This is a genomic window from Streptomyces sp. NPDC001339 (assembly GCF_042895955.1).
Lineage (GTDB): Bacteria > Actinomycetota > Actinomycetes > Streptomycetales > Streptomycetaceae > Streptomyces.
The window spans coordinates 298,097-323,293 of the sequence record NZ_JBIAWT010000005.1; the positions used below are offsets into that span (position 1 = coordinate 298,097).

13 protein-coding genes are annotated in these 25,197 nt (G+C 71.4%); 8 read left to right on the forward strand and 5 right to left on the reverse strand.

Annotation, left to right across the window (positions count from 1 at the left end):
- Positions 1-14: 14 nt before the first annotated feature.
- The 8 genes from ACFY12_RS16725 to ACFY12_RS16760 all read left to right on the forward strand — a co-directional run bounded on the left by ACFY12_RS16725 (position 15) and on the right by ACFY12_RS16760 (position 17,981).
- The gene (locus tag ACFY12_RS16725; protein WP_390716506.1) at positions 15-4,037 is read left to right on the forward strand and encodes an amino acid adenylation domain-containing protein; all 4,023 of its coding nucleotides are present in this window, start codon (positions 15-17) and stop codon (positions 4,035-4,037) included.
- Positions 4,038-4,162: 125 nt separating this feature from the next.
- Positions 4,163-5,221 (forward strand): winged helix DNA-binding domain-containing protein, encoded by a 1,059-nt coding sequence (locus tag ACFY12_RS16730; protein ID WP_390716507.1) that lies wholly within the window; start codon positions 4,163-4,165, stop codon positions 5,219-5,221.
- 62 nt (positions 5,222-5,283) lie between these two features.
- On the forward strand, positions 5,284-6,573 hold the full coding sequence (locus ACFY12_RS16735) for an MFS transporter (protein ID WP_390716508.1): 1,290 nt from the start codon (positions 5,284-5,286) through the stop codon (positions 6,571-6,573).
- A gap of 78 nt (positions 6,574-6,651) precedes the next feature.
- Positions 6,652-10,824, forward strand: coding sequence for an amino acid adenylation domain-containing protein (locus ACFY12_RS16740; RefSeq protein ID WP_390716509.1), 4,173 nt, complete (start codon positions 6,652-6,654; stop codon positions 10,822-10,824).
- A complete protein-coding gene (locus ACFY12_RS16745; RefSeq protein WP_390716510.1) occupies positions 10,821-14,195 on the forward strand; it encodes an amino acid adenylation domain-containing protein in 3,375 nt (1,124 codons plus the stop codon). Before ACFY12_RS16740 ends, ACFY12_RS16745 begins: the two co-directional genes overlap by 4 nt.
- Positions 14,192-15,601: a condensation domain-containing protein gene (locus ACFY12_RS16750; protein WP_390716511.1), complete on the forward strand. Its 1,410-nt coding sequence runs from the start codon at positions 14,192-14,194 to the stop codon at positions 15,599-15,601. The genes ACFY12_RS16745 and ACFY12_RS16750 overlap by 4 nt, the downstream gene beginning before the upstream one ends.
- A gap of 53 nt (positions 15,602-15,654) precedes the next feature.
- Positions 15,655-16,806, forward strand: a complete 1,152-nt coding sequence (locus tag ACFY12_RS16755; RefSeq protein WP_390716512.1) for an acyl-CoA dehydrogenase family protein — start codon at positions 15,655-15,657, stop codon at positions 16,804-16,806.
- Positions 16,803-17,981 (forward strand): acyl-CoA dehydrogenase family protein, encoded by a 1,179-nt coding sequence (locus ACFY12_RS16760; protein WP_390716513.1) that lies wholly within the window; start codon positions 16,803-16,805, stop codon positions 17,979-17,981. The genes ACFY12_RS16755 and ACFY12_RS16760 overlap by 4 nt, the downstream gene beginning before the upstream one ends.
- 104 nt (positions 17,982-18,085) lie before the next feature.
- Here ACFY12_RS16760 and ACFY12_RS16765 read toward each other — a convergent pair whose 3' ends face one another.
- From ACFY12_RS16765 to ACFY12_RS16785, 5 genes are read right to left on the reverse strand one after another with little or no spacing between them, the layout of a single operon-like run.
- Positions 18,086-18,682, reverse strand: a complete 597-nt coding sequence (locus ACFY12_RS16765; protein WP_390716514.1) for a GNAT family N-acetyltransferase — start codon at positions 18,680-18,682, stop codon at positions 18,086-18,088.
- A gap of 49 nt (positions 18,683-18,731) precedes the next feature.
- Entirely contained in the window at positions 18,732-19,766 is a 1,035-nt protein-coding gene (locus ACFY12_RS16770) for a threonine aldolase family protein (RefSeq protein ID WP_390716515.1), read from the reverse strand.
- Complete coding sequence (locus tag ACFY12_RS16775; RefSeq protein WP_390716516.1) at positions 19,763-20,416, reverse strand: DUF2461 domain-containing protein; 654 nt, start codon at positions 20,414-20,416, stop codon at positions 19,763-19,765. The genes ACFY12_RS16770 and ACFY12_RS16775 overlap by 4 nt, the downstream gene beginning before the upstream one ends.
- Before the next feature lie 16 nt (positions 20,417-20,432).
- On the reverse strand, positions 20,433-21,833 hold the full coding sequence (gene glyA / locus ACFY12_RS16780) for a serine hydroxymethyltransferase (RefSeq protein WP_390716517.1): 1,401 nt from the start codon (positions 21,831-21,833) through the stop codon (positions 20,433-20,435).
- Positions 21,833-25,195: an amino acid adenylation domain-containing protein gene (locus ACFY12_RS16785; RefSeq protein ID WP_390716518.1), complete on the reverse strand. Its 3,363-nt coding sequence runs from the start codon at positions 25,193-25,195 to the stop codon at positions 21,833-21,835. The genes glyA and ACFY12_RS16785 overlap by 1 nt, the downstream gene beginning before the upstream one ends.
- Between the last annotated feature and the right edge of the window lie 2 nt (positions 25,196-25,197).

Consider the following 25,197-nt stretch of genomic DNA (forward strand, 5'->3'; position numbering starts at 1 on the left):
GGAAAGGCCCGTCCGTGAGTGCTGTCCCCCTGTCCGAGCGCCACCGGCAGATGGTGGAGTGGAACCGGACCCAAACGCCCTGGCCCGCCACCGGCTACGCCCAGCTACTGGCCGAGCAGGTCGCCCGTACCCCCGAAGCTCCGGCCCTGGTCCATGGGGAGCGCTCGTGGACGTTCGCCGAGCTGGAGGCGCAGACCAACCGGCTCGCCCACCATCTGATCTCCCTCGGCGCGGGCCCCGGCACCCGGATCGGTCTGTGCTACCCGCGCAGCGCCGAGTACGTCATCGGCTCGCTGGGAATCCTCAAGACCGGCGCCGCCATCGTCGCCCTCGACCCGGTCAACCCCGATGGCCGGCTGGCCGCCATGGTCGAGGACGCGGCCCCGCTGACGGTCCTGGTGCCTGACGCCCAGGCGGCGCGGATCCCCGACGGCGTCGCCCGGCTGTCCGTTGCCGACGCCGGCGCCTCGGGCTCCGACGGTCCCACGAACGTGCCCACCACCCCGGACACGGTCAGCCACCTCATCTACACCTCCGGCTCGACCGGCACACCCAAGGCCGTGCTGGAGCGCCATTCGGCCCTGACCAACCTCGTGCACTGGACCGGCCGTGCCTATGGTGTACGCCCCGGCGACCGTGCTTCGTGGCTGTCCACTCCTGGCTTCGCCGTTCAGATCATGGAGTGGCTGCCCTACCTGCCGCTGGGCGCCGCGGTGCACATCCCCGCGGCCGGTCAGGCCCAGACCCCCGAGCAGATCCGCGACTGGATGGTCGCGAGCGGTATCACCCACTGCATGCTGGTCGCCGCGCTCGCCGAGCCCGCCTGGGGCCTTCGGTGGCCTGCCCAGACCCAGCTGCGGATCATGGTGACCACCGCGGAGCGGGTGCATAGCTGGCCGCCTGTCGACACCCCCTTCCGGGTCGTGATGACCTACGGCACCACCGAGACCACCAATGTGTTGTCCTGTCTGGACTTGGGCGTCGGGATCGATCACACCAGCCAGGGCACGCCGGAGACGATCCGGCGCAGCCGCCCGGTGCCGGTCGGTCGCCCCATCGCCAATCAACGCGTTTATATCCTCGACGACCAGCACCGCCCGTTGCCCGTCGGCGAGGTCGGCCGACTGCACGTGGCCGGGGCCGGGGTTGCCGCTGGATACCACGACCGGCCCGAGCTGACCCGGACGAAGTTCCTCGCCAACCCGCTACCGGAGGAGCCGGACGCGGTGCTGTACGACACCGGCGACCTGGCACGGTTCCGTTCGGACGGCGCCGTGGAGCTGCTGGGCCGTGACGACTCCCAAGTCAAGATCCGGGGATTCCGGGTGGAGCTCGGCGAGGTGGAGACCGCGGTAGCACGCCTCGACGAGATTGCCGAGGCCGTGGTCGTGATGCGCGAGCTCACGGCCGGGGACAAGCGGCTGATTGCCTATGTCGCCCCCGCACTCGGCGCGGACGTGGCTGCCGACACGGTGCGCGCCCAGGTCGCCGCGACTCTGCCGTACTACATGGTGCCCAGCGCCATCGTGGTGCTGCCGGAACTCCCCCGGCTACCCAACGGCAAGGTCAACCGCACCGTGCTGCCCGAGCCCCCCAACGCCCGGGACGCGATCAGCACCGGCTACGAGGCGCCGCGTACCGAGACCGAGGACGGCCTGGCCCGGCTGTGGGGCGAGATCTTCCGCACCCCGACCGTTGGCATCCACGACAACTTCTTCGACCTGGGCGGTCATTCGCTGCTGGCTTTCCGGCTGATCGATGCTGTGCGCGGGGCGTACGGGGTCGAGCTGAGCCTGTCGGAGCTGTCCCGCATGCCCACTGTCGCCGAACTCGCCGAGCATCTGACCACCCGGCGCACCGCCGGCGCCACCGGGTTCGGCGGGCTGCCCGCCATCGTGCCCGACCCCGTCGAGAGGTTCGCGCCGTTCCCGCTGACCGAGAGCCAGCAAGCCATGTGGATCGGCCGCGGTAACCTCGTCGAGCTGGGCAATGTGGGCTGCCACGGCTACTTCGAGTGGGAGAGCGACGACCTGGACCTGCCGCGCTTCGACCGGGCCTGGCGCCGTCTGGTCGAGCGGCACGATGCGCTGCGCACGGTCATCCTGCCCGACGGCACCCAGCAGGTGCTGGAGGAGATCCCCGCCTACGACATCCCCGTGCGCGACCTGAGCGATCGCGCCCCCGAGGCGGCCGACAAAGAGCTCCTCGCGCTGCGCGAGGAGTTGTCGCACCAGGTGCTGGACGCCGACACCTGGCCACTGTTCGATGTGCGGATCACGCTGCTGCCCGCCGCCGAGGGAGCCCCCAGGAACGCGGTCCGTGCCCGCATCCATCTCTCGCTGGACTTCCTGATCGCGGATGCCTGGAGCTACTTCCAGGTCCTCGTCCCCGACCTCGTGGCGTTCTACCGCGACCCCGCGCATACGCCCGAACCGCTGGAACTCACGTTCCGCGACTACGTCCTGGCCACTCGTGAGCCGTTGCGTCAGACCGAGCTGTACCGCCGCTCGGCGTGGTACTGGCGCGACCGCCTCGCTACCTTGCCCCCGGCGCCCGAGCTGCCCGCCCGGCCTGCCGACGCGCCCGAGCGGACGATGCGCTTCGAGCGGCGCAGCCACCGTGTGCGCCCCGAGCTGTGGTCGCGCATCCAGCGCCTTGCGCACGAGCACGAGGTCACCCCCTCCGGTGTGCTGGCCGCCGCCTATTCCGAAGTGTTGGCGGCCTGGAGCGGGCAGTCGAGATTCACCATCAATTTTCCGCTATACAACAGGATTCCGCTGCATCCGCAGGTCAACCAGCTTATTGCGGACACCACCACCACGCTACTGCTGGCCGTCGAGCGCACCGGCTCGACCTTCGCGGCGCGCGCCCGCGACCTACAGCGCCGCCTGTGGACGGACCTGGAACACCGCTACTTCAGCGGAGTGCAGGTCCTGCGTGAACTCACCAAGCTCCGCGGGTCCCTGGCCCCGGCCATGCCCATCGTTATGACGAGCCTGGCCGGACACCCGCCGCAGTATGAGGAGACGGAACTCGGTGCCCCGGTATACGGGATCTCCCAGACCCCCCAGGTGTCTTTGGACTTCCAGATCTTCGAGAAGGCGGACGGTCTCACCTTCAACTGGGACTACTTGCCTGCCGTTTACCCCGACGGCCTCATCGAGGAGATGTTCGACGCCTTCTGCGGCGTACTGGATTCCCTGGGCGAGGAGGAGACATGGCAGCTGGCTGCGTTCCCGCTGTCGTCCACCGTGGTCGCCGAGCTGACCACGGCAGTCGACACCGAGAACGCCGGCCCCGCACAGGTCGTCGAGCGCGATACCAGCGACGCCTGGGAGCGCTACTGGGCGGGTATCTCCCGCACCGGACGCGGCGGCGATGTGCTGTGGGATGCGGACAGCTCCGAAGAGTTCGCCTGGTGCATCGAGCAGGCCCAGGCGCACTTCGATCCCCAGCTGCCGCTGATCGACCTCGGCTGCGGCAACGGCCGCTACAGTCGCGAGTTCGGCGCCCACTTCCCGCACGTGATCGGTGTCGATGTGTCCCGCAGTGCCATCGAGCGGGCCAGGGCTGAGTCCGCAGGACTGGCCAATGTCTCCTACCAGGCGCTGGACATGACCGATCCGCGGCAGGCCAGGGCGCTGGGCAAGGGCCCGTACAACATCTTCATCCGCGGCGTCTTCCACGTCCTGGACGACGCCGGGCGGGCCCGGCTGGCCGAGGTCGCCGAGCGTCTGATGGGACCCGGCGGCGCACTGATCGTCCACGAACCCGATTACTCCGCCGACTCGTTCGGGTTCGTCGGATTCGTCGGTGGCGCCAAGGGACGGGCCGTCGACCTGGTCGCTCCGCTGGAGGCGGCCGGCGTGCGGCACTCTCACCGCTTCGCCCGGGCCGAGCTGGAGCGGGCCTTCGACGCCGAGCGCTGGGAGCTGGTCGAGGACGACGCGGTACAGCTGCACGCCATCGACCCCGAGAGCGACGCCGACGCGCTGCGGCTGCCCGGCTACTACGCGGTGTTGCGCCGCCGCGGCTGACGCCTGGCCGCCACCGGCCGCGCCCGTCCTACACACTTCACACAGGAAATCTCCGGCCGCACGGGGCCCAGCCGCGTGCGGCCGGAGCTGATCGCGCACACCGAGCCGGCCGTGAGGCCGGGGGAATGGACAGCACAGTGGAACAACGGCTCACCCGCATCCGGCGTGCCGGCGCTCAGGCAATCGGCGGCGGTATCCGCTGCGGATCGGTGACCGAAGCGCTTACCCGCGTCGTCGGCGTACAGGCCCAGGACGTCCAGGCCGCCGCACTGGGGCTGCGGGCGCGCATCGGTGGGCTCAGCGCTGATGACGTGTGGCGGGCCACCGGCCAGGAGCGCACGGCAGTGCGTGGCTGGTTCATGCGCGGCACGCTGCAGCTCGTCCCGGCCGGTGACGCCCGCTGGCTGCTGGCCCTCCTCGGACCCGTCTTCCGTAAGCAGAGCGAGCGGCGGCTGCGGGAGCTGGCCGTGGACCCCCAGCTGTGCGCCCGGGCCGAGCGGCTCATCGGCGAGGCACTGGCCGCTGAGGGGCCGCTGACCCGGGAAGAACTGACCGAGCGGCTGGCCGGCATCGGCGTGCCTGCCAAGGGGCAGGCAGCCTTCCACCTCATCCGCTATGGCGCATTGTCCGGGCAGCTGTGCCACGGCCCGGACCGCAACGGCCGGGCCACCTTCGTCCCGCTGGATGCCTGGCTCCCACAGGACGGCCCGCTCCCCTGGCAGGGGGAAGCGGCTGTGGTGGAGCTGGCCCGCCGCTACCGGGCCGGCTACGGGCCAGCCACCGCCCAGGACTTCGCGACCTGGTCGGGGCTGACGCTCTCGATGGCCAAGCGGGCCTGGCCCTACGTCCCGGACCGGGACCACGACGACGTTGCGGGCCTGGGCACCGAGGCCGAGGTACCGGACGTGCGGCTGCTGCCCGCGTACGACAACTACCTGACCGCCTACCGGGGCCGGGAGCTGTCCGTGCCCACCGCGCACGAGCGCCAGGTGTGGCCGGGCGGCGGCCAGCTGCGCCCCACCGTCGTCGTGGACGGCTGGGCGGTAGGAACCTGGAACCTGGCGGCACGCGGCACCGAGGTGAGGGTGAGCCCGTTCGCCGAGCTGTCCGGCGCAGTCAGGGACGGCATTGCCAAGGAATCCGCGGACATCGCGCGCTTCGGGAAATTCGTAACCGGGCAATAACCCGGGCTCCCTACCTTCGCCGGCATACGACAAGTCCTGTCCCGATCAGAAAAGGACTCCCCATGTCTCTCGGCCGGCACGCCGACTTCAACAAACTATGGTTCGGCCAGACGATCAGCAATTTCGGCGACAAAATCTCCGTGCTGGCGCTGTCGACCCTCGCCATCGTCATCCTTGATGGCGGAGCCCTGGAAGTCGGTGCGCTGGGCGCGCTGCGGTTCCTGCCGTTCCTGCTGCTGGCGCCGGTCGCCGGTCTGCTGGCCGACCGGATGTCCCGTCGCCACATCATGATCGTCGCCGATGTGGGCCGCTGCCTGGCCCTGGCGTCGATCCCGCTGGCCTTCACCTTCGGCGAGCTGACCATGGCGCACGTCTACGTCGTCGCGGGCGTCGTGGGCACCCTCACCACCTTCTTCGAGGTCGCCTACCAATCCTGGCTGCCGCAGCTGATCGGCACCGAGAACCTCGTCGAGGGCAACACCAAGCTCCAGATCAGCCGCAGCCTGGCCGAAGCGGTCGGCGCCGGGGCGGGCGGCGCGCTGATGCAGCTGCTGGGCGCGGCGCGCGCCATCACCGTGGATGCCGTCACCTTTCTGGTCTCTCTGGTTGCCCTGCTGCTCATCCGCCACCGTGACGACCGCGAGCGGCTCGAGGAGCGCAAGGCCAACGCCAAGGAAGAGATGAAGGAGGGGCTGCGCACGCTGTTCGGCACGCCCATCCTGCGCAGCCTGTTCACCGCCAATGTCGTGGTCAACATGGGTGCCGCGATGGGCGATGCGCTGCTGATCGTCTACGCGTACCAGGAGCTCGACCTCAGCCCCGGCCAGGTCGGCGCAGCCTTCGCCGTGATGTCGGTCTTCGTCATCGTCGGTGCCGTGCTCTCCGAGCAGGTCGCCAAGGTCCTCACGCTCGGTCGCACCATGATCCTCACCGCCGTGGTGCTGGGCCTCGGCTATCTGCTGGTCCCCTCCGCCGGTGCGCTCGGCGGCTTCATCGGCTTGCTGGTCGTCCAGGCCGTCATCGGCTTCGTCAGCCCGATGTTCGACATCCACGTACTGAGCCTGGTGCAGGGCGTGACGCCCAACGAGCAGATGGGCCGGGTCAGCGGTACCGCGCTGTCCGCCGTCTACGGCGCGCTGGCCTTGGGCTACGCAGTCGGCGGTTCGCTCGGCGACCTCTTCGGGCTCACCGCGGGACTGGCAGTGGCCGGTGCGCTCACCGTCATCGGCGGTCTGTCGCTGCTGGCCGGCCCCGTGCGCTCCATCAAGGAGCAGCCCAGCAGCCAGGACAAGGCGGACGACACCGACGACGACAACGCGGCGGACGCCGAGCCGCCGCTCGCGAAGGTCTAGGCCGCGGTGCGGCGGGGCGGTGCCCGCACCGCCCCGCCGGTGGCACCCCACTTACTTGAACAGGCACGGAGGCTCCAGGTGAGAGACAAACTCGCCGAACGTATCGCCGCGCTACCGGCCGGTCGCCGGGCGCTGTTCCAAGCGCTCACCGGTCGGCCCGGGCGCACCACCCCCCAGCGGGACCAGGACGACCTGGTCCCCCGGGACCCCGCCCAGCCGGCGATGATGTCCTTCGCCCAGCGCCGCCTGTGGTTCATCGACCAGCTCCAGCCCGGCAGCCCTGCATACAACGTGCCGGTGGCCACCCGCATCCGAGGCCCGCTGGACGTGGCGGCGCTGCGCGATGCGCTCCAGCAGATCGTGGACCGCCACGAAGTGCTGCGCACCGTCTACGCCCCGAGCGGTACCGAGGCCGTGCCGCACCCACTGCCCGGGTTCCGCCTTGACCTGCCGGTCACCGACCTGGCGGACGAGTCCGAGGTGCAAGTCTTCTACGCCGCCGACGCGGCCGGCCCGTTCGACCTGGCGGCCCACGCCCCGGTGCGCGCCCGCCTGGGGCGGCTGGCCGTCGACGACCACGTGCTGGTGCTGAACCTGCACCACATCGTCACCGACGGCTGGTCGATGCGACTGCTCTATACCGAGTTGGAGCGCTGCTACGCGGCCCGGATCGAGCGACGCGACCCGCGACTGCCCCAACTTTCCCTCCAGTACGCGGACTTCGCCGCATGGCAGCGGCGTCGGGTCAGCGGCGAGCGGCTGGCATCGCTGACCGCATTCTGGCGCGGCGAGCTGGCCGGCGCCGCCCCCGTGGATCTGCCCACCGACCGCCCCCGCCCGCCGGTCTTCGGCCACCGCGGCGACTCCCGGTACCTGGACATTCCCACCGAACTCGTAGCTCGGCTACGGGAGTTTGCGCCGGGTGAGGGTGCAACCCTTTACATGACTCTGCTGGCCGGCTTCGCCGTCACCCTGCAGCGCTGGACCGGGCAGGACGACGTGGTGGTCGGCACATCCGTCTCCGGACGCGATCACCTGGCCGTCAGCGACCTCATCGGCTTCTTTGTCAACACCTTGCCGCTGCGGATCCGCACGGGTGGCGACCCCACCTTCCGCGAGCTGGTGCGCGGCACTCGCGCCACCACCCTGCAGGCGTACGCGCACCAGGAGCTGCCGTTCGACCTGATCGTGGATGCTGTGGGGCTGCCTCGCGACCCCAGCCGCCCCCCGTTGACCTCGGTGATGTTCCTGCTGGACGAGACCGCGGACGCGGCCCCGGCACTGGCCGGAGTACGCACCGAGCAGCTGGACTTCAGCTCGCGCGCCACCAAGTACGACCTGATGGTCAGTGTGCACGACACCGGTACCTCGCTACGGGCCCTGGTGGAGTACCCCACGGACCTGTTCGACGCGGCCACCGTCGACCGGCTGCTGGGCCACTTCCTCACCGTGCTCGAAGGCGCCGTCGCTGCCCCGGACACCCCGCTGTCCGCGCTGCCGCTGCTCAGCGCCGCCGAGCGGCGGGCCGCGCTGTATGACTGGAACGCCACCGGTGCGCCGTTCCCCACCGACGCCTGTCTGCACCACCTCTTCGAGGAGCACGCGGACCGACGGCCCGACGCACCCGCGGTGATCTGTGGCGGTATGGGCGGCTGGGCGGTGACCTACCGGGAGATCGAGGAGCGTGCCAACCGCCTGGCCCACCACCTCGTCGCGGCCGGCGTGGGACCGGACCGCACAGTGGCGCTGTGCCTGCGCCGTGGCCCGGACCTGGTGACCGCCATCCTCGCGGTCCTCAAGGCGGGCGGTGCGTATGTACCGCTGGACCCGGACTATCCGGCCGAGCGGCTCGCCTTCCTCGTGCGGGAGGCCGTGGCACCGGTCCTGGTCAGCAACGCTGACCTGGTCGGCCGGGTGCCGGTGGCCGAGGACACCACCCGCATCCTGCTGGACACCGACCGGGCGCGGATCGCCGAGCGCCCGGCCAGCCGGCCGGTCACCGCGGTAACCTCCCGTGATCTGGCGTACGTCATCTTCACCTCAGGATCCACCGGCACGCCCAAGGGCATCGCCCTGGAGCACCGCGGCGTGGTCAACAACCTGCTGGACCTGAATCGCTCCTACGGGGTGCGGCCGGGCGACGCGGTGCTGGCGCTGTCCTCCCCCAGCTTCGACATGAGCGTGTACGAGGTGCTGGGCATGCTCGGTGCGGGCGGCACTCTCGTGCTACCCGATCCGGCCGCAGCCAAGGACCCGGCCCACTGGGCGGAGCTGATGACCCGCCACGGCGTGACGGTGTGGAACTCCGCACCCGCGCTGCTGGAACTCCTCATCGACCAACTGGAGTACGCCGCTGGACCGCACCTGCCGCAGCTCAAGGCGGCGTTCCTGGGAGGCGACTGGATTCCGGTGACCCAGCCGGACCGCATCCGCGCCTTCGCGCCGAACCTCGCGTTCGCCGCGCTGGGTGGTGCCACCGAGGCATCCATTCACTCCATCGAGTTCCCCGTCAGCACTGTGGATCCGTCCTGGGACAGGCTGCCGTACGGCCGTCCGATGGCCAACCAGCGTGCGTACATCCTCGACGGGCGGCTGCGCCCGGTGCCCGTGGGCGTGCCCGGAGAGCTGCACCTGGCCGGCACTGGCCTGGCCCGCGGCTATCTGAACCGGCCGGAGCTGACCGCCGAGAAGTTCGTGGTGGCCGAGCTGGAGGCCGGGCTGACTGAGCGGCTGTATCGCACCGGCGACCTGGCCCGCTACCGCGCCGACGGCGTCATCGAGCTGCTGGGTCGCACCGATTTCCGGATCAAGCTCAACGGGCTGCGCATCGAGCCGGGCGAGGTGGAAAGCGCGCTGCGCGAGCGCCCCGGTATCCGCGACGCCGTGGTGGTGGCCCGCAACGACGGCGGCTCGGACCGGCTGGTGGGATATGTCGTGCCCGGGAGCGAGGAGGCGGTGCTCGACCCAGCGGCCGAACGGGTCGCACTCGGGCAGGTGCTGCCGCCGCACGCCGTACCGGCCGAGATCGTGGTGCTCGACCGGCTGCCGCTGAGCCCCAACGGCAAGGTGGACCGTCGGGCGCTGCCCGCACCGCACGAGGCCCGCGCAGTCGCCGCCCCGGAAGCGTCGGCGGCAGCGCCCGTGGAGGAGCAGCCTCCGACTCGTCCGACGGCCGTTGCCGTCCCGGTCTCTCCGGTTGCCCCGACGCCAGGGGACGACGGGCTGGCCGAGCGGATAGCCGCCCAGTGGGCCGAGGTCATAGGCATCCCGTCCGCCGGTGTTGACGATGACTTCTTCGGGCTCGGCGGGGACTCCTTCGCCGCCGTCCGGGCCGCCCGGGTTCTCGCCGAGGAGCAGGGACGCGACATCCGCGTCGTGGAGATTTTCAGTCACCCCACTCCTCGCCAACTCGCCGACCGTCTCCGGGAGTCAATGTCGGCGCGCGATACCCGACCGGCGGCTCATCGGTTGCTGCACCGGCTCACCCCGCAGCGCGGCGGCGAGCCGGCGGAGCTGACGCTGGTGTGCTTCCCGCACGGCGGCGGCGACGCCATCGCCTACCAGCCGCTGGCCGGGGCCCTGCCGCCGCACCTGGAGCTGTGGGCGGTCTCCCCGCCCGGCCACGATGTGCTCGACCCGGCCCCCATGGTGCCGGTCGCCGACTTCGCGCGGACCGCCGCCGAGGAGATCGCCCGCACCGTGCGCGGCCCGTTCGCCGTGTACGGGCACTGCGCCGGGGTGGTCGCCGCGCTGGAAACCGTACGCAACCTGGAGGAGATGGGGTGTCCGCCCATCGCCCTGCACCTGGCTGCGGCGTTGCCCGAGGAGGACCCGGAGTTCTCCCTGGAAATGGAGCGGCGCTCCACCGACGAGGACCTCAAGGCCCACCTGTCGGCCATGGACGGCTTCGACGGTGTCCTGGACGAGCGTGACCTGGCCGCTGTGATGCGCATGGTCCGCCACGACATGACCGAGGCGGCCCGCTTCTTCGCCCGCACTCCCGACGGCTACCAGAGGCCGTTGGCGACCCCCCTGGTGTGCATCATCGGCGACGCCGACGAGGCCACCGCCGGCTATGAGACCGGCCACCTTGACTGGGGCCGCTACGCCTCCCGCATCCACCTCGCCCTCATCCCGGGCGCCCGCCACTACTTCGCCAAGCACCTGCCCGAGCGCCTCGCCGAGCTGCTCGCCCAGATGCACCCCACCCGCCGATCCGCTTCGGCCGGGACGAACGGAGGAACCTCATGAGTGATCTCGCAGAGCGGCTCGGTCGGCTGCCGCAGGACCAGCGCTCCCGACTGCTGGGCCGGATGCGCAACCAGATGTCGGGTGGTGCCCGCCGTGGCGCACAGCTGGTGCGCGGCAACCACGAGGGCCGGGTGCGGGCCTCCTTCCAGCAGGAGCAGATGTGGTTCGTGGACCGGCTGGCCGGCGGCCGGGCCCGCAACCACATCGCGCTGGCCGTCCGCCTCGACGGGCCGCTTGACACCGCCGCCCTGCACGAGGCGCTCAACGGCATCGTCGCCCGCCACCAGGTACTCCGCAGCCGCCTCATCGAGGTCGACGGCACCCCCTGGCAGGAGCCGGTGACCGGCTTCGTGCTGGGCATGCCCGTCACCGATCTGTCCGGTCACCCGGCCTCCGAGCGCGAACTGGACGAGCTGACCCGACAGGTCACCGAGGCGCCCTTCGACCTGGAGACGGCCCCGCCGGTGCGCGCCCAGCTCTTCCGGATGGCGCCGGAGCGCCATGTGCTGCTGTGGGTGGTGCACCATGTCGTCTGGGATCCGGGCTCCACCCGCGTATTCTCCGACGAGCTCACCTCTGGGTACGCGGCGGCGGTGGCGGGGCGCCGCGCGGATCGGGACGAACTTCCGGTGGAGTACGCCGACTTCGCCACCTGGCAGCGGGCCAAGCTGGACCAGGAGCGAACCAAGGAGCTCGCCGGGACGTGGCGCAACCTGCTGGCAGGGGCGCACGCCACCGAGGTGCTGCCGGACCGGCCGCGCACCCCGGACAGCGTGCCAGAAGGGCAGGGCCTGTCCCTGGATCTGTCGCGTGAGCTGCTCGACCGACTCACTCAGGTCGCCGAGGAGAACGGCACCACGGTCTTCACCGCGTTGCTGGCGGCGTTCAACGCCATGCTGCGGCACTGGACGCGCCAGGAGGATGTGGTCGTCGGTACGGCCAGCGCCTCGCGGCCGCACCCCGACCTGGAGCAGCTCATCGGCTGTTTCGTCAACATGATCACGCTGCGCACACAGGTCGCCGACGAGCTGACCTTCCGTGAGCTGGTGGCACGCACCGGCGAGGACGTGATGACGTCCTTCTCCGCCAGCGAGCTGCCGTTCGAGCAGGTGGTGGAGGCGGTACAGCCCGCCCGCGACCCGCTGCGGCACCCGCTGTTCCAGATCGAGTTCACCTCCCTGGGCCGCTGGGGTACCCACCGCGCCGAGGCCGGCGGAGTGGCGCTGGCCATTGAGCAACTCCATGACGGAGCCGCGAAGTTCGACATGAGTTTCCTGGTCAGTGAGGGCGACGGGCTACAGCTCGCGCTGGAGTACAACACCTCGCTGTACCGCCGCGGCACCGCCGTCGCGCTGCTCACCGCCTTCCAGCGGGTCCTCGAGCAGGTAGCCGCCGATCCGGACGTGACCATCGGTGCGCTGACGCTGGTGGAGGGGGAAACCGCTGCCCAGCGCGCCCGGGAGCTGTCCCGCGGTGGCCCGGTCGACGAGGCCGCCTACACCACCACCCTCGACCGCGCCTTCCGCGAGCGCGCTGCCGCAACCCCTGCGGCAGTCGCCGTCCGCGACGCGCACGGCAGCCTCGACTACGCCGCCCTGGACCGCTGGTCCGAGGAGATCGCCCACCGGCTGCGCGAGGCGGGGGTGTCCCCCGGCGACCCGGTTGCGGTCCGTCTGGGGCGCGGCGGGCACGCCGTGGCCGCGCTGCTGGGCGTCCTCAAGGCAGGCGCCCACTACGTGCCCGTCGACCCAGCGGCCCCGGCGGAGCGAACCCGCACCGTGCTCGCGGACGCCGCGGTGCGGTGCCTTCTTCTTGACGACGCCACCGACGCCGAACTCCCCGTCGATGTAACGGCCGTGACCATCGGCCGGTCCGCGCCCGTCCACGCGGTGGCCCCGTTGCCGCCACTGTCCCGGCCCGAGGACCTTGCCTATGTGCTCTACACCTCCGGCAGCAGCGGTACCCCCAAGGGCGTGATGGTCGAGCAACGCTCGGTCACCCACTTCTGCCACGCCATCGCCGAGGCATACGGCATCACCGCAGACGACCGGCTGCTGCACTTCGCCCCGCTGACCTTCGACGTCTCGGTCTTCGAGGTGTTCGCCGCGTTGCTGGCCGGCGCCCAGTTGGTGGTCGCCGACGACTCCCAGCGCCGTGACCCCGGCCTGCTCACCCGCCTGATGGCGGACGAGCAGGTCACCGTCGCCGAACTGCCCCCCGCTTTGCTGCCGCTGCTCGACCCGGCGGCCCTGCCCAGTCTGCGGCTGGTGTCGGTGGGCGGGGAGGCGTTCCCCGGCACTCTGGTCGCCCAATGGACCGCGGGGGACCGGACGTTCGTCAACGGCTACGGACCCACTGAAGCCACCGTCGCCGTCACGCTGATGAACTGCACCGGCTCCTATGACCACAACCCGCCCATCGGCCGCCCCATGGCCGGACACCAGGCGTTCGTCCTCGACGATCGGCTCCGTCCGGTGCCGCCCGGCGCCCCCGGCGAGCTGTGCGTGGCAGGGCCTGGCGTGGCCCGCGGCTACCTCGGTCGACCGGAGCTGACCGCCGAGCGCTTTGTGGACAACCCCTACGCCGACGGCCCGGCCACCGCTCGCCTGTACCGCACCGGCGACCTGGTGCGCTGGCTGCCCGGCGGCAACCTGGAGTTCCTCGGCCGCGTCGACCGCCAGCTCAAGCTGCGGGGCTTCCGCATCGAACCCGGGGAGGTGGAAGGCGTGCTCACCACCCACCCCACCGTCGAACAGGCCGTGGTGACCTGCCGCACCACCGGCTCCGGCGGCGGCCAGGACCGGGCGCTGATCGGCTACGTCGTCCCCGCCCCTGGTGCCCAGGCGGACCCTGCGGCACTGCGCGCCCACGCCGCGCAGCACCTGCCCGGTTACATGGTCCCGGTCGTCGTCGTACTGGACGCGCTGCCGTTGACCCCGCACGGCAAGGTGGATCACTCGGCCCTGCCGCAGCCCACCGACTCCGCCGCACCCGCCGGCACCGCGCCCCGCGACGAGATCGAGGAGCGGATCGCGAATGAGGTGGTGGCGCCGCTGCTGGAGCGCGCCGGCCTCGACGTCGAGGCCGACTTCTTCGCCCTGGGCGGCAGCTCTTTGCAGGCCACCATCGTTGTCTCGCGGGTGCGGTCCCTGTTCGGCTTCGAGATCGCTTTGGCGGACTTCTTCAGCCGCCCGTCCGTGGCCGGCCTTGCTGACCTGGTGCGCGTCGCCCAACAGGAGGCGGCCAGTGAACAGGATCGCCTACTGGCGGTGTTCGAGCAGATCGAGCAGATGAGTGACGAGGACGCCGCCGAGATGCTCCGCTCGTTCCAGTCAGGCCAGGCCGACCCTGTCCCGGGGAGGCCGGTGTGAGCAGCGCGGCCCAGCGCGCCCTGGACCGGCTGCCCGCCCACAAGCGGGAGCTGGCCCGCCTGCTGACGGCCCGCGCCGTCGGCACCGCCCCGGACGCGGCGGCCACGCCGGACGGGCCCGTCCCCCGCGCAGGGGGCGGGCCGGTCCCGGCCACCCTCACCCAGGCCCGACTGTGGCGCTACGCCCGGAGCAGCGATCCTGCCGTGGGCACCGGCTCGCATGCCATACGGCTGCGCGGGCCGCTGGACGCGGCGCGGCTGCGTGATGCGCTGACGACTGTGCTGCGGCGGCACGAGGCGCTGCGCACCCACCTGACCGAACGGCCTGACGGTTCGCTGATGCAGGTGGTGGCGGCCGAGCCGGAGCTGTCGCTGCGGGAACTGGACCTGACCGGTGTGGTGGATCAGGCCGCTGAGGTCGCCCGCCAGGTCACCGACAGCGCTCTGACGCCGCTGGACCTCGCCGCGGGCCAGAGCAGCGCGTTCCGTCTGCTGCGGCTGGCCGACGACCACCACGTGCTGGTCCTGGCGGCGCATCTGGCGGTCTTCGACGGCTGGTCGTCCGGGGTGTTCCTCGCCGACCTTGCCGCCGCCTACCGTGGCGTGGCGGCCACCGAGCAGCCCACGGTGCAGTTCCCGGACTTCGCCGACTGGCAGCACCAGTGGCTCCTCGGCCCTGAAGGCCAGCGGGAAGTGGCCTACTGGCACAAGGAGCTGGCGGGACTGAGGCCGGCCGAGGCCGCCAGCGAGCGCTTCGTGCGCGGGCATCTGCCCGTGGGGCTGGACGTCCAGGTCACCCGACCCGCCTTCGCGGCCTCGGCCGCTCACGGCGCCACTCCGTTCATGGCACTGCTCGCCGCCCTCGCTGTCGTACTCGCCCACCGCACCGGCAACGAGGACATCGTGATCGGCACGCCCACCGCGGGCCGCGCCGCGCCCGGGCTGGAGACGGCTATCGGGCAGTTCACCACGGTCGTGCCGATCCGGGTGGACTGCTCGGGCGGCCCGTCCTTCGCCGAGCTGCTGCGCCGCACCCGCATCGCGGTCGCCCGCTCGCTGGCGCACGGCAGCCTGCCGGTGGACGCGCTGTTCGGTGCCGGTGGGGTCCCGCCGTACTCGGTGCTGTTCGCCCTGCACAACTACCCGAGCATCCCCCTCGACCTGCCCGCTATCGACGTCGAGCAGGTCCCCGGACCCCCTGCCCGACACCTGGAGCTCTACAGCCCTGCCCCGGACGCCACCCTGGCCTGCATCGGCCTGGTGGAGCGCGACGGGCGGATCACTGGCACCGCCGAATTTAACCGCGCCATGGCCTCCCCGACGGACGTACGGGCCTTGATGGCGGGAATCGAGAAGGTGCTCTATCGCGCGGCCTCGCTCCCGTCGGGGGCCCCGGTAGCCCTGTGAATCCACCGAACCTGAGTAACCGCCGCATCCGTGAAACCGTGAAAGGAGGTCCCGTGCCCCGCACTGAGCTCTACCAGGAGCCGCCGGCCACCCCCATGCGCGCCCTTCGCGAGGAGATACGGGAGGTCCTGCGAACCGCCCCCGTGGCCGAGGCCCGCCGCACCCGCGACCCGAGGCCCATCCACCGCGCGCTGGGCGCCGCCGGCGTCCTCGCCCCACAATGGCCCGTGGAGTACGGGGGGCGCGGCGTCAGCCAAGTGGCTGCCGCCGTACTCGTCGAGGAGCTCGCCGCCCACGACGTGCCCGACCTCCTGCACACCCTGACCGTGCAGATCGTCGGCTCGACGCTGCTGCACTGCGCGAGCGAGCACATGAAGGTTCGCTATCTGCCGTCCTTCGCCGACGGCAGCGCGTTCGGCTGTGTTCTGTTCAGCGAGCCGCAGGCCGGTTCGGATCTGAGTGTGCTGTCCACCCGCGCGGTGCGCGACGGGGCCGGCTACCGGCTCTACGGCACCAAGGTTCACTCCCTGTTCGCGCCGCTCGCCGACCGCGGTCTGTGCCTGGCCCGGGACGACGCCGACGCCCTGACGCTGTTTCTGGTGCCGTTGCGTGCCCCTGGCGTCACTATCAAGCCCGTCCCCGGTATCACCGACGACGCCTTCCATGAGATCACCCTCGACGGGGTGGCGGTGTCCGCCGACGACATCGTCGGCAAGCCCGGTCAGGGCTGGGCCATCGTCGTCAAGACCCTTGCCTTCGAACGCACCGGGCTCGACTACTACGTCAAGGCCCTGCGCTGGTATCGCGCAATCGCCGAGCATCTGGAGATCCACCGCGACCGCCTGCAGCCGGGCCAGCACGACCACATCGAGCTCGCCCGCCTGCACACCCGGCTGCTCGCCGCCGGAACGCTGGTGCGCCGGGTGCTGACCCGGCTCGACCGGGGCGAGCTCGGTGAGGAAGAAGCCGCCGCCGCCAAGTGGTATACGACCGAACTCGCCGCCGAAGTCGCCTGGTGGGCAGCCGAGTTCGATGGCGATCAGACCATGATCCTGGGTGACCCGTCCCTGGGCCAGGTTTCCCACCCCCTCGATGCGGCACTGCGGGAGGCGCCCGGCATGCGCATCTCCGGGGGCACCGCCGAAATGATGCTGGAGACTCTGGCGCGGCTGCGTCTTGACTCCGGAGCGGAGGTACGACCGTGATCACCGATGCCCCGACCCTGGTGCCCCGGCAGCGCGAGGACGAGCGCTGGGTGGAGCGCGAGGACGAGGACGCGCTCTTCCGGCAACTGCGGCTGACGGTCCGGCAGAGCCTTGCCGCCGAGGACGCCGCTACGCCCGCCGCCACGCTGGATCCGGCCACTGCCTGGCAGCGCCTGACCGACGTCGGTGCCTGGGAGTTCGCGCTGCCCATCGACGTCGACGGGCTGGACTTGGGCCAGGCGGTGCTGGCGATGGTGTGCGAGGAGACCGGCGCGGCCCGCGGGGCGGTGCCGCTGCTGGGCACGCTCACCGCCTGCGAACTTTTGACCGCGTCGCCCGCTGGCGCCGGGCGAGATACGGCACTCCTGGACGGCATCCGCAGCGGCGAGATCGCGATCGCGGTCCCCGGGCGGCTGCCCGGCCCTGACGGCACCGCGCCCACCGGGCTGGTACGGACCGTCCGCCGCGGTACAAGCACGGTCAGCGGGATCGCGGGCCCCTTCTCGGTGGGCGTCACGCCGGGAGCACTGCTGCTGTTCCTGAACACCGGCCCCGACACCGGCAGCGGTGCCACGGCAGCTGGGCCAGAGCCCTGCGTGGCACTGCTGCCGCTGCCGGCCGAGGGCGTCACCCTGCGCTCGCTGACTGACCACGGCGGTGGACCGTGCGCTACCGCCGAGTTCGCCGACGCCCCGTTGCCGTCGCCACGTGTCCTGCTGGAGGGGGAGGCGGCGCGCACGGCGCTGCGCCGCATCGGGCCACGGGTGGCCGTGCAGCAGGCCGCGCTGCTGACCGGGCTGACCGCCGCTGCGCTGACCGCGGTGGTTTCCCGAATCCGCGAGCGCCGCCAGTTCGGGCAGCCACTGATCAAGCACCAGGCGCCGCGGCTGCGGGTGGCGGGGCTGCTGGCCCGGCTGGACGCGGTGCGCTGGGCAGTCGGCGACGCGGCCCGGGACCTGGATGCGGGGCGGCTGACCCCCGGCGAGGCCGCGGGCCTGACCGCGCTGGCCGCGGAGACCGCGCTGGACGTGACCCGGGACGCCGTCCATCTGCACGGTGCCTCGGGCCTGGCCCGTGACGCGGTGGTGGCCGGCTGCTACCGGCGGGTGGCCTGGGAGGCGCTGCGCTGCGGGCGTCCCACGGCCCTGTGGCAGACGGTGGCCCGTACACCCTGATCTCTGCCCGGCCGGTAGCGACGGAGCCGCGGCCGGTACGGCGCCCTAGGGCGATGTCCGTACCGGCCGCGGTCCTGTGAGATTCCTTTGAGATTCCTTGTGGATCAGCCGAGTTCGAGCCGGACGATCCAGCGGTTGCGCTTGTCGCTCTTGGCCTCGGTCTTCAGGATCTTCCGAAAGCCGGCCCGCTCGAACATGCCCATGGTGCCGACGTGCGCCAGGGTGCTGTTGACCCGCCCGCCCTCGGGGTCGACGGGGTAGCCCTCCACCGCCGGGGCGCCGTTCTCCCGCGCATACTCCACCGCGCCGTTCAGCAGCGCCTCGGCGACTCCCTTGCCGCGGAAGGCCGAACGCACCACAAAGCAGGTCACCGACCACACCGGCGCGGCGTCCACGGCGGGGATGGTACGCGAGCGCACCAGCCGGTCAAGGTTCTTGCGCGGTGCGACATTGCACCAGCCCGCCACCTGCCCGTCGACGTAGGCCAGCACGCCGGGCGCCGGGTCGCAGGAAGTCAGTGACTTGAGGTGGTCGCCGCGCTGCTCGGCGGTGAGCTTGCCGTATTCGCCGGTGGACAGCCGCCAGGCCATGCACCAGCAGGTGTGCTTGCTGGGCCGTGGCTGCAGCACGGCCTTGACATCGTCCCAGCGCGTGGCGGTGGCCGGGCGGATCTCGATGGTCATCAGGGGTGTTCGCTCCAATTCCTCGATGTTGGTGGGAAACTGTGAGTGGGGTGGCAGCATGGTGGTGTCAGGGGGTGTGCTGCTGCTCGGCGAGGGCTTGGGCCAGCACCTCGACGGCCCGTTCACACCCGGCCCGGTCCACATCCAGATGGGTCACCAGGCGCAGTTGGTCCGGGGCGGAGGCGGAGACCTTCACTCCGTGCCGCACCGCCTGCTTGGCGACCGCCTCCGCGTTGGGCACCGCCGCCAGCACGATGTTGGTCTCCGGTTCGGGCACCGTAAAGCCCGCCGCCCGCAGCCCGTCGGCCAGCAGCGCCGCGGCGCGGTGGTCCTCGGCAAGCCGTGCCACATGGTGGTCCAGCGCGTACAGCCCGGCGGCGGCCAGGAACCCGGCCTGCCGCATGCCACCGCCCATGCGGTGCCGCATCCGCCGTGCCTCGTCCAGCCGGTTGCCCGGCAGCAGCAGTACCGAACCCACCGGCGCGCCCAGGCCCTTGGACAGGCACACCGACAGGGTGTCTGCGACAGCTCCGTACTCCGCCAGTGGTACGCCCGTGGCAACATGTGCGTGCCATAGCCGGGCGCCGTCCAGGTGGACAGCGAGCCCGTTTGCGTCGGCCAGCTCCCGGATGCCGCGCAGCGCGGCCAGGGAGTGCACCGAGCCGCCGCCGCGGCTGTGTGTCTGCTCGACCTCGACGGCGCGGGTGCCGACGGTGTACGCGTTGCCGGCCCGCACCAGGCCCGCCAGCGCAGCTGCGGTGAGCAGTCCGCGCGCGGCGGGCACACACCGGGTCTGGATACCGCCGTGCCAGGCCGCCGCGCCGCCTTCGTGGGCGAGGATGTGCGCCTCGGCGTCGCACAGCAGCTCCGAGCCGGGCGGCACCAGCAGCCGCAACGCGATCTGGTTGGCCATCACACCGGAGGGCAGGAAAACCGCGCCGCCGAAGCCGAACATCCCGGTCAGCCGGTCCTCTAGCTCCGCCACTGTCGGGTCTTCCCCGTACATGGCATCGCCTACCTCGGCAGTGGCCATGGCGGCCCGCATCCCGGGCGTCGCCCGGGTCACCGTGTCACTGCGCAGATCCACCACGGTGCCGGTCATCGGTCGTTCCCCTCAAGGGAGTTAACCCGATGCTCGGCGCACCAGTCCAGCAGCGGCCGCACCGCCCGCCAGGTGTCGCGCACCAGCTCCAGCACCTGCCTGGTGTGCAGTGGGCCGCCGGTCGCATACCGGCGGCCGACATCCAGCTTGCGGTGCTTGAGCAGCTCCAGGCGCGGATGGTCCGCCGGGACGCCGCGCGGCCGGGTGCGCAGCCGGTCGCCGCCCACAAGGAACCCGGACCGGCGCAACTCCTCGACGATCCTGGCGAGGTGGCCGCCGCTGTGCTCGTCGTCGACCGCCGCGCGGTAGCGGGCGATCTGCTGCGCGGCGTACGGGTAGAACCGCCCCGACGCGTACAGGCCGTCCGCGTCCAGATGGATCCAGTACCCCAGGCACGGCGCAATGTCGCCCCAGGCCCCCTGGTAGGTCTTGTAGGGGGACTTGTCGTGCGACATACGGGTATCGCGTTGTGGGCGCAGTACCTGCACCTCGCCGAACTCCTCGGACAGCTCCCGGGCCAGCGCCGTCATCGGCGCCTGGACGTCCCGCTCGTAGACGTCCTTGAGCGCCCGGAAGCTCTCCTTGGTGTTGTCGGCCGCGAGGTCTGCGTACAGCCGCGGGCCCGATGGGGGAAAGCCGGAGAAACGCATAGCAGCGGCTGCCCTCTCAGTATCGGTAACCGGGCAGCGGGTACCGGGCGCACAGCTCGGCGACCTCGGCCCGTACCGCAGTTCGTACCGTCGGGTCGAGCACGGCTGCGCCGTCGGGGGCAACGGATGTGGCCGCCATGACCCGGGCGAGCAGGTCCGCGCAGGCCGCGGCCTGGTCCGGGCCCATACCGCGCGCGGCCAAGGAGTTGGTGCCGATGCGCAGACCGGAGGTGACCCGTACCGGTGTGGTGTCGCCGGGCACCCGGTTGCGGTTGACCACGATCCCGCAGGACTCCAGGGCCGCCTCGGCCACATCCCCCGTCAGGTGGGTGCCGCGCAGGTCGACCAGCACCATGTGGGTGTCGGTGCCGCCGGTGACCAGCCGCATGCCGTGCTGCTGCAACCGCTCGGCGATGGCCCGGGCGTCATCTGCGAGGCGCTGAGCGAGCGCCGCGAAGGAGGGACCGGCCACAAAGCCCAGCGCCCTCGCTTTGGCTGCCACCGACGTCAGGTCGGGGGTGCCCTGGGTGGCGGGGAAAACCGAACGGCGCAGTGTGGCGGCGAGCGTGCCGCGGTGTGGCCCGGGGGCGTTCGCTTCGCGACCGAGCAGGATCAGCCCGCCGCGCGGCCCGTACAGCTGCTTGTAGGTGCTGGTGGTCACCGCGTGCGCATGATCGATGGGGCTGGGGTGCAGTCCGGCGGCGACCAGCCCGGCGATGTGGGAGATGTCGGCGAGGAGGTATGCCCCGACCTCGTCGGCGATCTCGCGGAAGCGGGAGAAGTCGATGGTGCGCGGGTAAGCGCTGGCGCCACACACGATCACCTTGGGGCGGTGTGCCCGGGCCAGCTCGCGGACCTGCTCGTAGTCCAGCAGCCCGTCGTCGGTGACGCGGTAGCCGACGGCGTTGAAGTACCGGCCGGTCAGCGACGCGGGGGAGCCGTGCGTGAGATGACCCCCGCAGTCCAGGTCCAGGCCGAGCAGGGTGTCGCCGGGCTCCATCAGCGCGGTGAGCACGCTGAGGTTGGCGGACGAGCCGGAGTGCGGCTGCACGATGGCGGCCTGGGCGCCGAACGCGGACTTGGCCCGCTCGATCGCCAGCCGCTCGATGTCGTCGGCGATGTCACAGCCTGCGTGGTAGCGGGCGCCGGGGAAGCCCTCGGCGGTGAGGTTGCCCAGGGCGGTGCCGCCGCAGGCCAGGACGGAGGGGTCGGCGACGCTGGAGGCGGCGACCATCATCAGGGTGTCGCGCTGCCGGTCGGCCTCGCGGGTCAGCAGGTCGTACAGCTCGGTGTCGTCGGTGCGCAGCCGGCGGGCGGCGTGCCCGGCGAATGCGGCCAGATCCATGGCTGCGGCGCCGGTGTCGGTGGTGTCGGCAGCGAGTCCGCCCGGGGTGGGGGCGGGCAGGGTGAGGCTCATCAACGTCCCTTTTCGGAGGGTCGGTCAGCGGATGCGGCGGTGGTGACGGGCGCACCGGAGGACGCGGGCTCGCCAGCGGTCCCGATGCCATCGGCGGTGTCGGTGTTGGTGTCGGGGTTCATCCGCGACAGTTCCTCGGCGGCGGTGTGAGCCGCCGCGCCGTACTGCGGGTCGGCACCGATCCGCGCCGCGAGTTCGGCCATCACCGGCTGCTGGAAGACGGTCTTGACCGCGACCGGTACCCCCAGCAGCTCGCGCAACAGCCCGGCGAGTCGGGTGCCGCTGAGCGAATCCCCGCCCAGTCGGAAGAAGTTGTCGTCGGGCAGCACCTGGTCCAGGCCCAGGATGTCGGCGGTGGCCAGGCACACCACCAGCGTCAGCGGGTCGGCTGCGGCCTGTACGTCGCGGTCTTCGCCAGGCGCGGGAGAGCCCGCGCCGCGAGTGTGCCGACCCGCGGCCTCGGCCAGCCCGAGGCGGTCCACCTTGCCGTTACGGGTCAGTGGCAGCGCTTCCAGCGCGGTCAAGGCTGCCGGAACCAGATACTCCGGCAGTCTGTCCGTCAGCCGTGCGCGCACCTTCTCGGCCAGGTCGGCCGTGGCACCGGCCCCCTCGACGGGCACGACGTAGCCGTGCAGCCGGCGGACACCGTGCGCGCTGGTCGGTGCGACGACCACGGCCGCCTTCACCGCCGGATCCTGGCGCAGCGCCGTCTCGATTTCGCCGAGCTCCACTCGATGTCCGCGGATCTTGACCTGGAAGTCGTCGCGGCCCAGGATCTCGATGTTCCCATCCGGCAGATAGCGGCCCAAGTCGCCGGTGAGATAGGAACGTTCACCGGACTCGGGCAGGTGCACGAAGCGGGCCTCGGTGCGCTCGGGGTCGTTCCAGTACCCCAGGGCCAGGCCCACGTCGCTGGTGACCGCCATCTCGCCCACCACGCCCACGGGCCGGCCGTACCCGGCCTCGTCGACGATGAAGTACTGCTGGTTGGTGATCGGTTTGCCGTAGGGGATGCTCGTCCAGGACGGGTCCACCTCGCCGATCGGGTAGAACACCGACCAGCAGATTGTCTCCGTCGGGCCGCCCGAGCCCACGACCTGGATGTCGGGGCTGGTGGTGCGCAGCCGGTCGGGCAGCGTCAGCGGGATCCAGTCGCCGGAGAGCACGGCCAGCCGCAGTGAGGCGAGCGGCCGCTCGCCGGTGGTCCGCTCGACGGTCTCGGCCTGCCCGACGAGCAGTTCCATCAGGACCGGCACGGAGTTCCAGATCGTCACCGACTCGGCGGCGACCAGCTTCGCCCACACTTCCGGCTCGGCGTGCTCGAACGGTGGTGGGATCACGACCGTGCCCCCGCGGGTGAGCACTCCGAACACGTCGTAGATGGAGGCGTCGAAGTGCAGTCCGGAGATCGCCAGCAGCCGGTCCTCGGCAGTCACGCCGAACCGCTCGGCGACGTCGCTGATCAGGTTGACCACGCCGAGGTGGTCGACCATCACGCCCTTGGGCTCGCCGGTGGAACCCGAGGTGAAGATGGTGTACGCGAGGTCGGCGGGGATCTGGGCGGCCGGCAGCGGGGCGCTGTCCCCGGTCTCGAAGTCGGTGTCCACACAGTGCCGGTGCACCGTCTGCGGCCACGTGATGCGCTCATCCACCGCGCTCTGCGTCAGAACGGTACGCACCTGCCCCTCGGCCATCAGCCGGTGCAGCCGCTCGTCGGGTGCTGACGCGTCCAGCGGCAGGTAGGCGGCGCCGGAGGCCAGTACGCCGTAGACGGCGGCGTACTGCTCCCAGCCCTTGTCCATCACGATCGCGACCAGCTCACCGGGCTTGGCTCCGGCCTCGCGCAGGGTGTGGCCGATGCGGTGGGCGTAGTCGGACAGCTCCCGGTAGGTGAGCCGGCGACGGTGGTCGACCACGGCCTCGGCGTGCGGGGTGAGCTCCACCTGCTCGTCAAAGAGCTCGTGCAGCACCGCGTAACGGATCTGCCCCGAGGTGTCGTTGACCGTGTGACGCAGAGCGCGCTGGGCTGCCGGGACCAGGTCGAAGCGCTTGGTTTCCCAGCTGTCCGGGGCGTCGGCGAGGGTGCCGATCAGATTGACGTAAGCAGCGAAGGCGTCGTCGACGATGCCCTCGGCGAACGCCCCGTCCACGAAGTCCCAGATGACCCGTAGCTCGCCCTCGAGCTCCCGCAGCTGTACGTCGAGGGAGACCTGCGGGGTCTGCGAGATGGAGTAGACCTCCTCGCCGAGGTCGGACACCGGGCGGCGCACGGAGTGGTCGAGCAGGCTGGTGACCACCACCGGCATCGCGGCGCGTGCCCCGGCGCCGTGGAGCCGGGTCAGCTCGCGCAGTACCGCCACGCCGTTGAAGTCGGCGTGTGCCAGGTCGCGTTCGAGCTGGGCGCCCATGGCGGCGGCCCGGGCTGCGAAGGTCTCACCGGCGCTGGAAGCTTCCAGCAGCACCGCGTTGGTGAAGTCGCCCAGCACCCGGCCGATGTGCTGGTGCACCTGCGGTCGGGGGAAGACGGGGTAGTTGACGGTGAAGTCCGCCGTGGTCGACCAGCACCGCGCCACCTCGGCGAAAGCGGCGGTCAGCACCACGGACGCGGTCAGCCCGGCCCGCTCGGCAGCCGCGCGCAGCCGCTGCCACTGCCCAGCGGGCATACGGTACTCGCGGCGGTCGAAGCGGACCGGCCCGGCACTGCCTGCCCCCGTTGGCAGATCAGGGGCGGGCGGCAGGGTCTGGACCCGATCCAGCCAGTAGTCCCGGGCCCTGCGGTAGCCGTCGGTGTGCGGGAGCACCTCGGTCCGCCAGCGGACGTAATCGGCGAACGTCAGCTCCAGCTCAGGGAGCTGGACCGCCGGGTCCTCGTACAGGTCGATCAGGTCGGGGAAGAGGACCTGGAAGGCGCTGGAGGCGTCCAGGACCTGCAGGTCGATGCCCAGGTGCACTCGGCAGACGCCCCCGGCGAGCCGGACGATCCGCAGGTCGAACAGCGGCCAGGAGCCGACCGGGAAGATGCGGTGGCTCATCTCCTCGCGCAGTCGGGCAAGTTCAGCCGCGGCCGCATCCCCGTCGAGCCCGATCAGGTCCAGCACCGGTATGCCGTACTCGGGCGGGGTGCGCAGGACCTGCTGGTTGCCATCGGGCAGGGCGACGGTGCGCAGCATGTCGTGCCGGTCAACGACCGCCCGCCAGGCTGCGGCGAGCCGCTCGGGCACCAGCCCGGGACGCTCCCATTCGAAGTAGCCGTAGCAGCCGATGCTGCCGAACTCCACGGCGTCGCCACGCCCGATCATCAGCGCTTGCTGGGTCTCGGTCATCGGGAACGGCGCATATCGCTGGTCGGGGTCAGTACTCATGG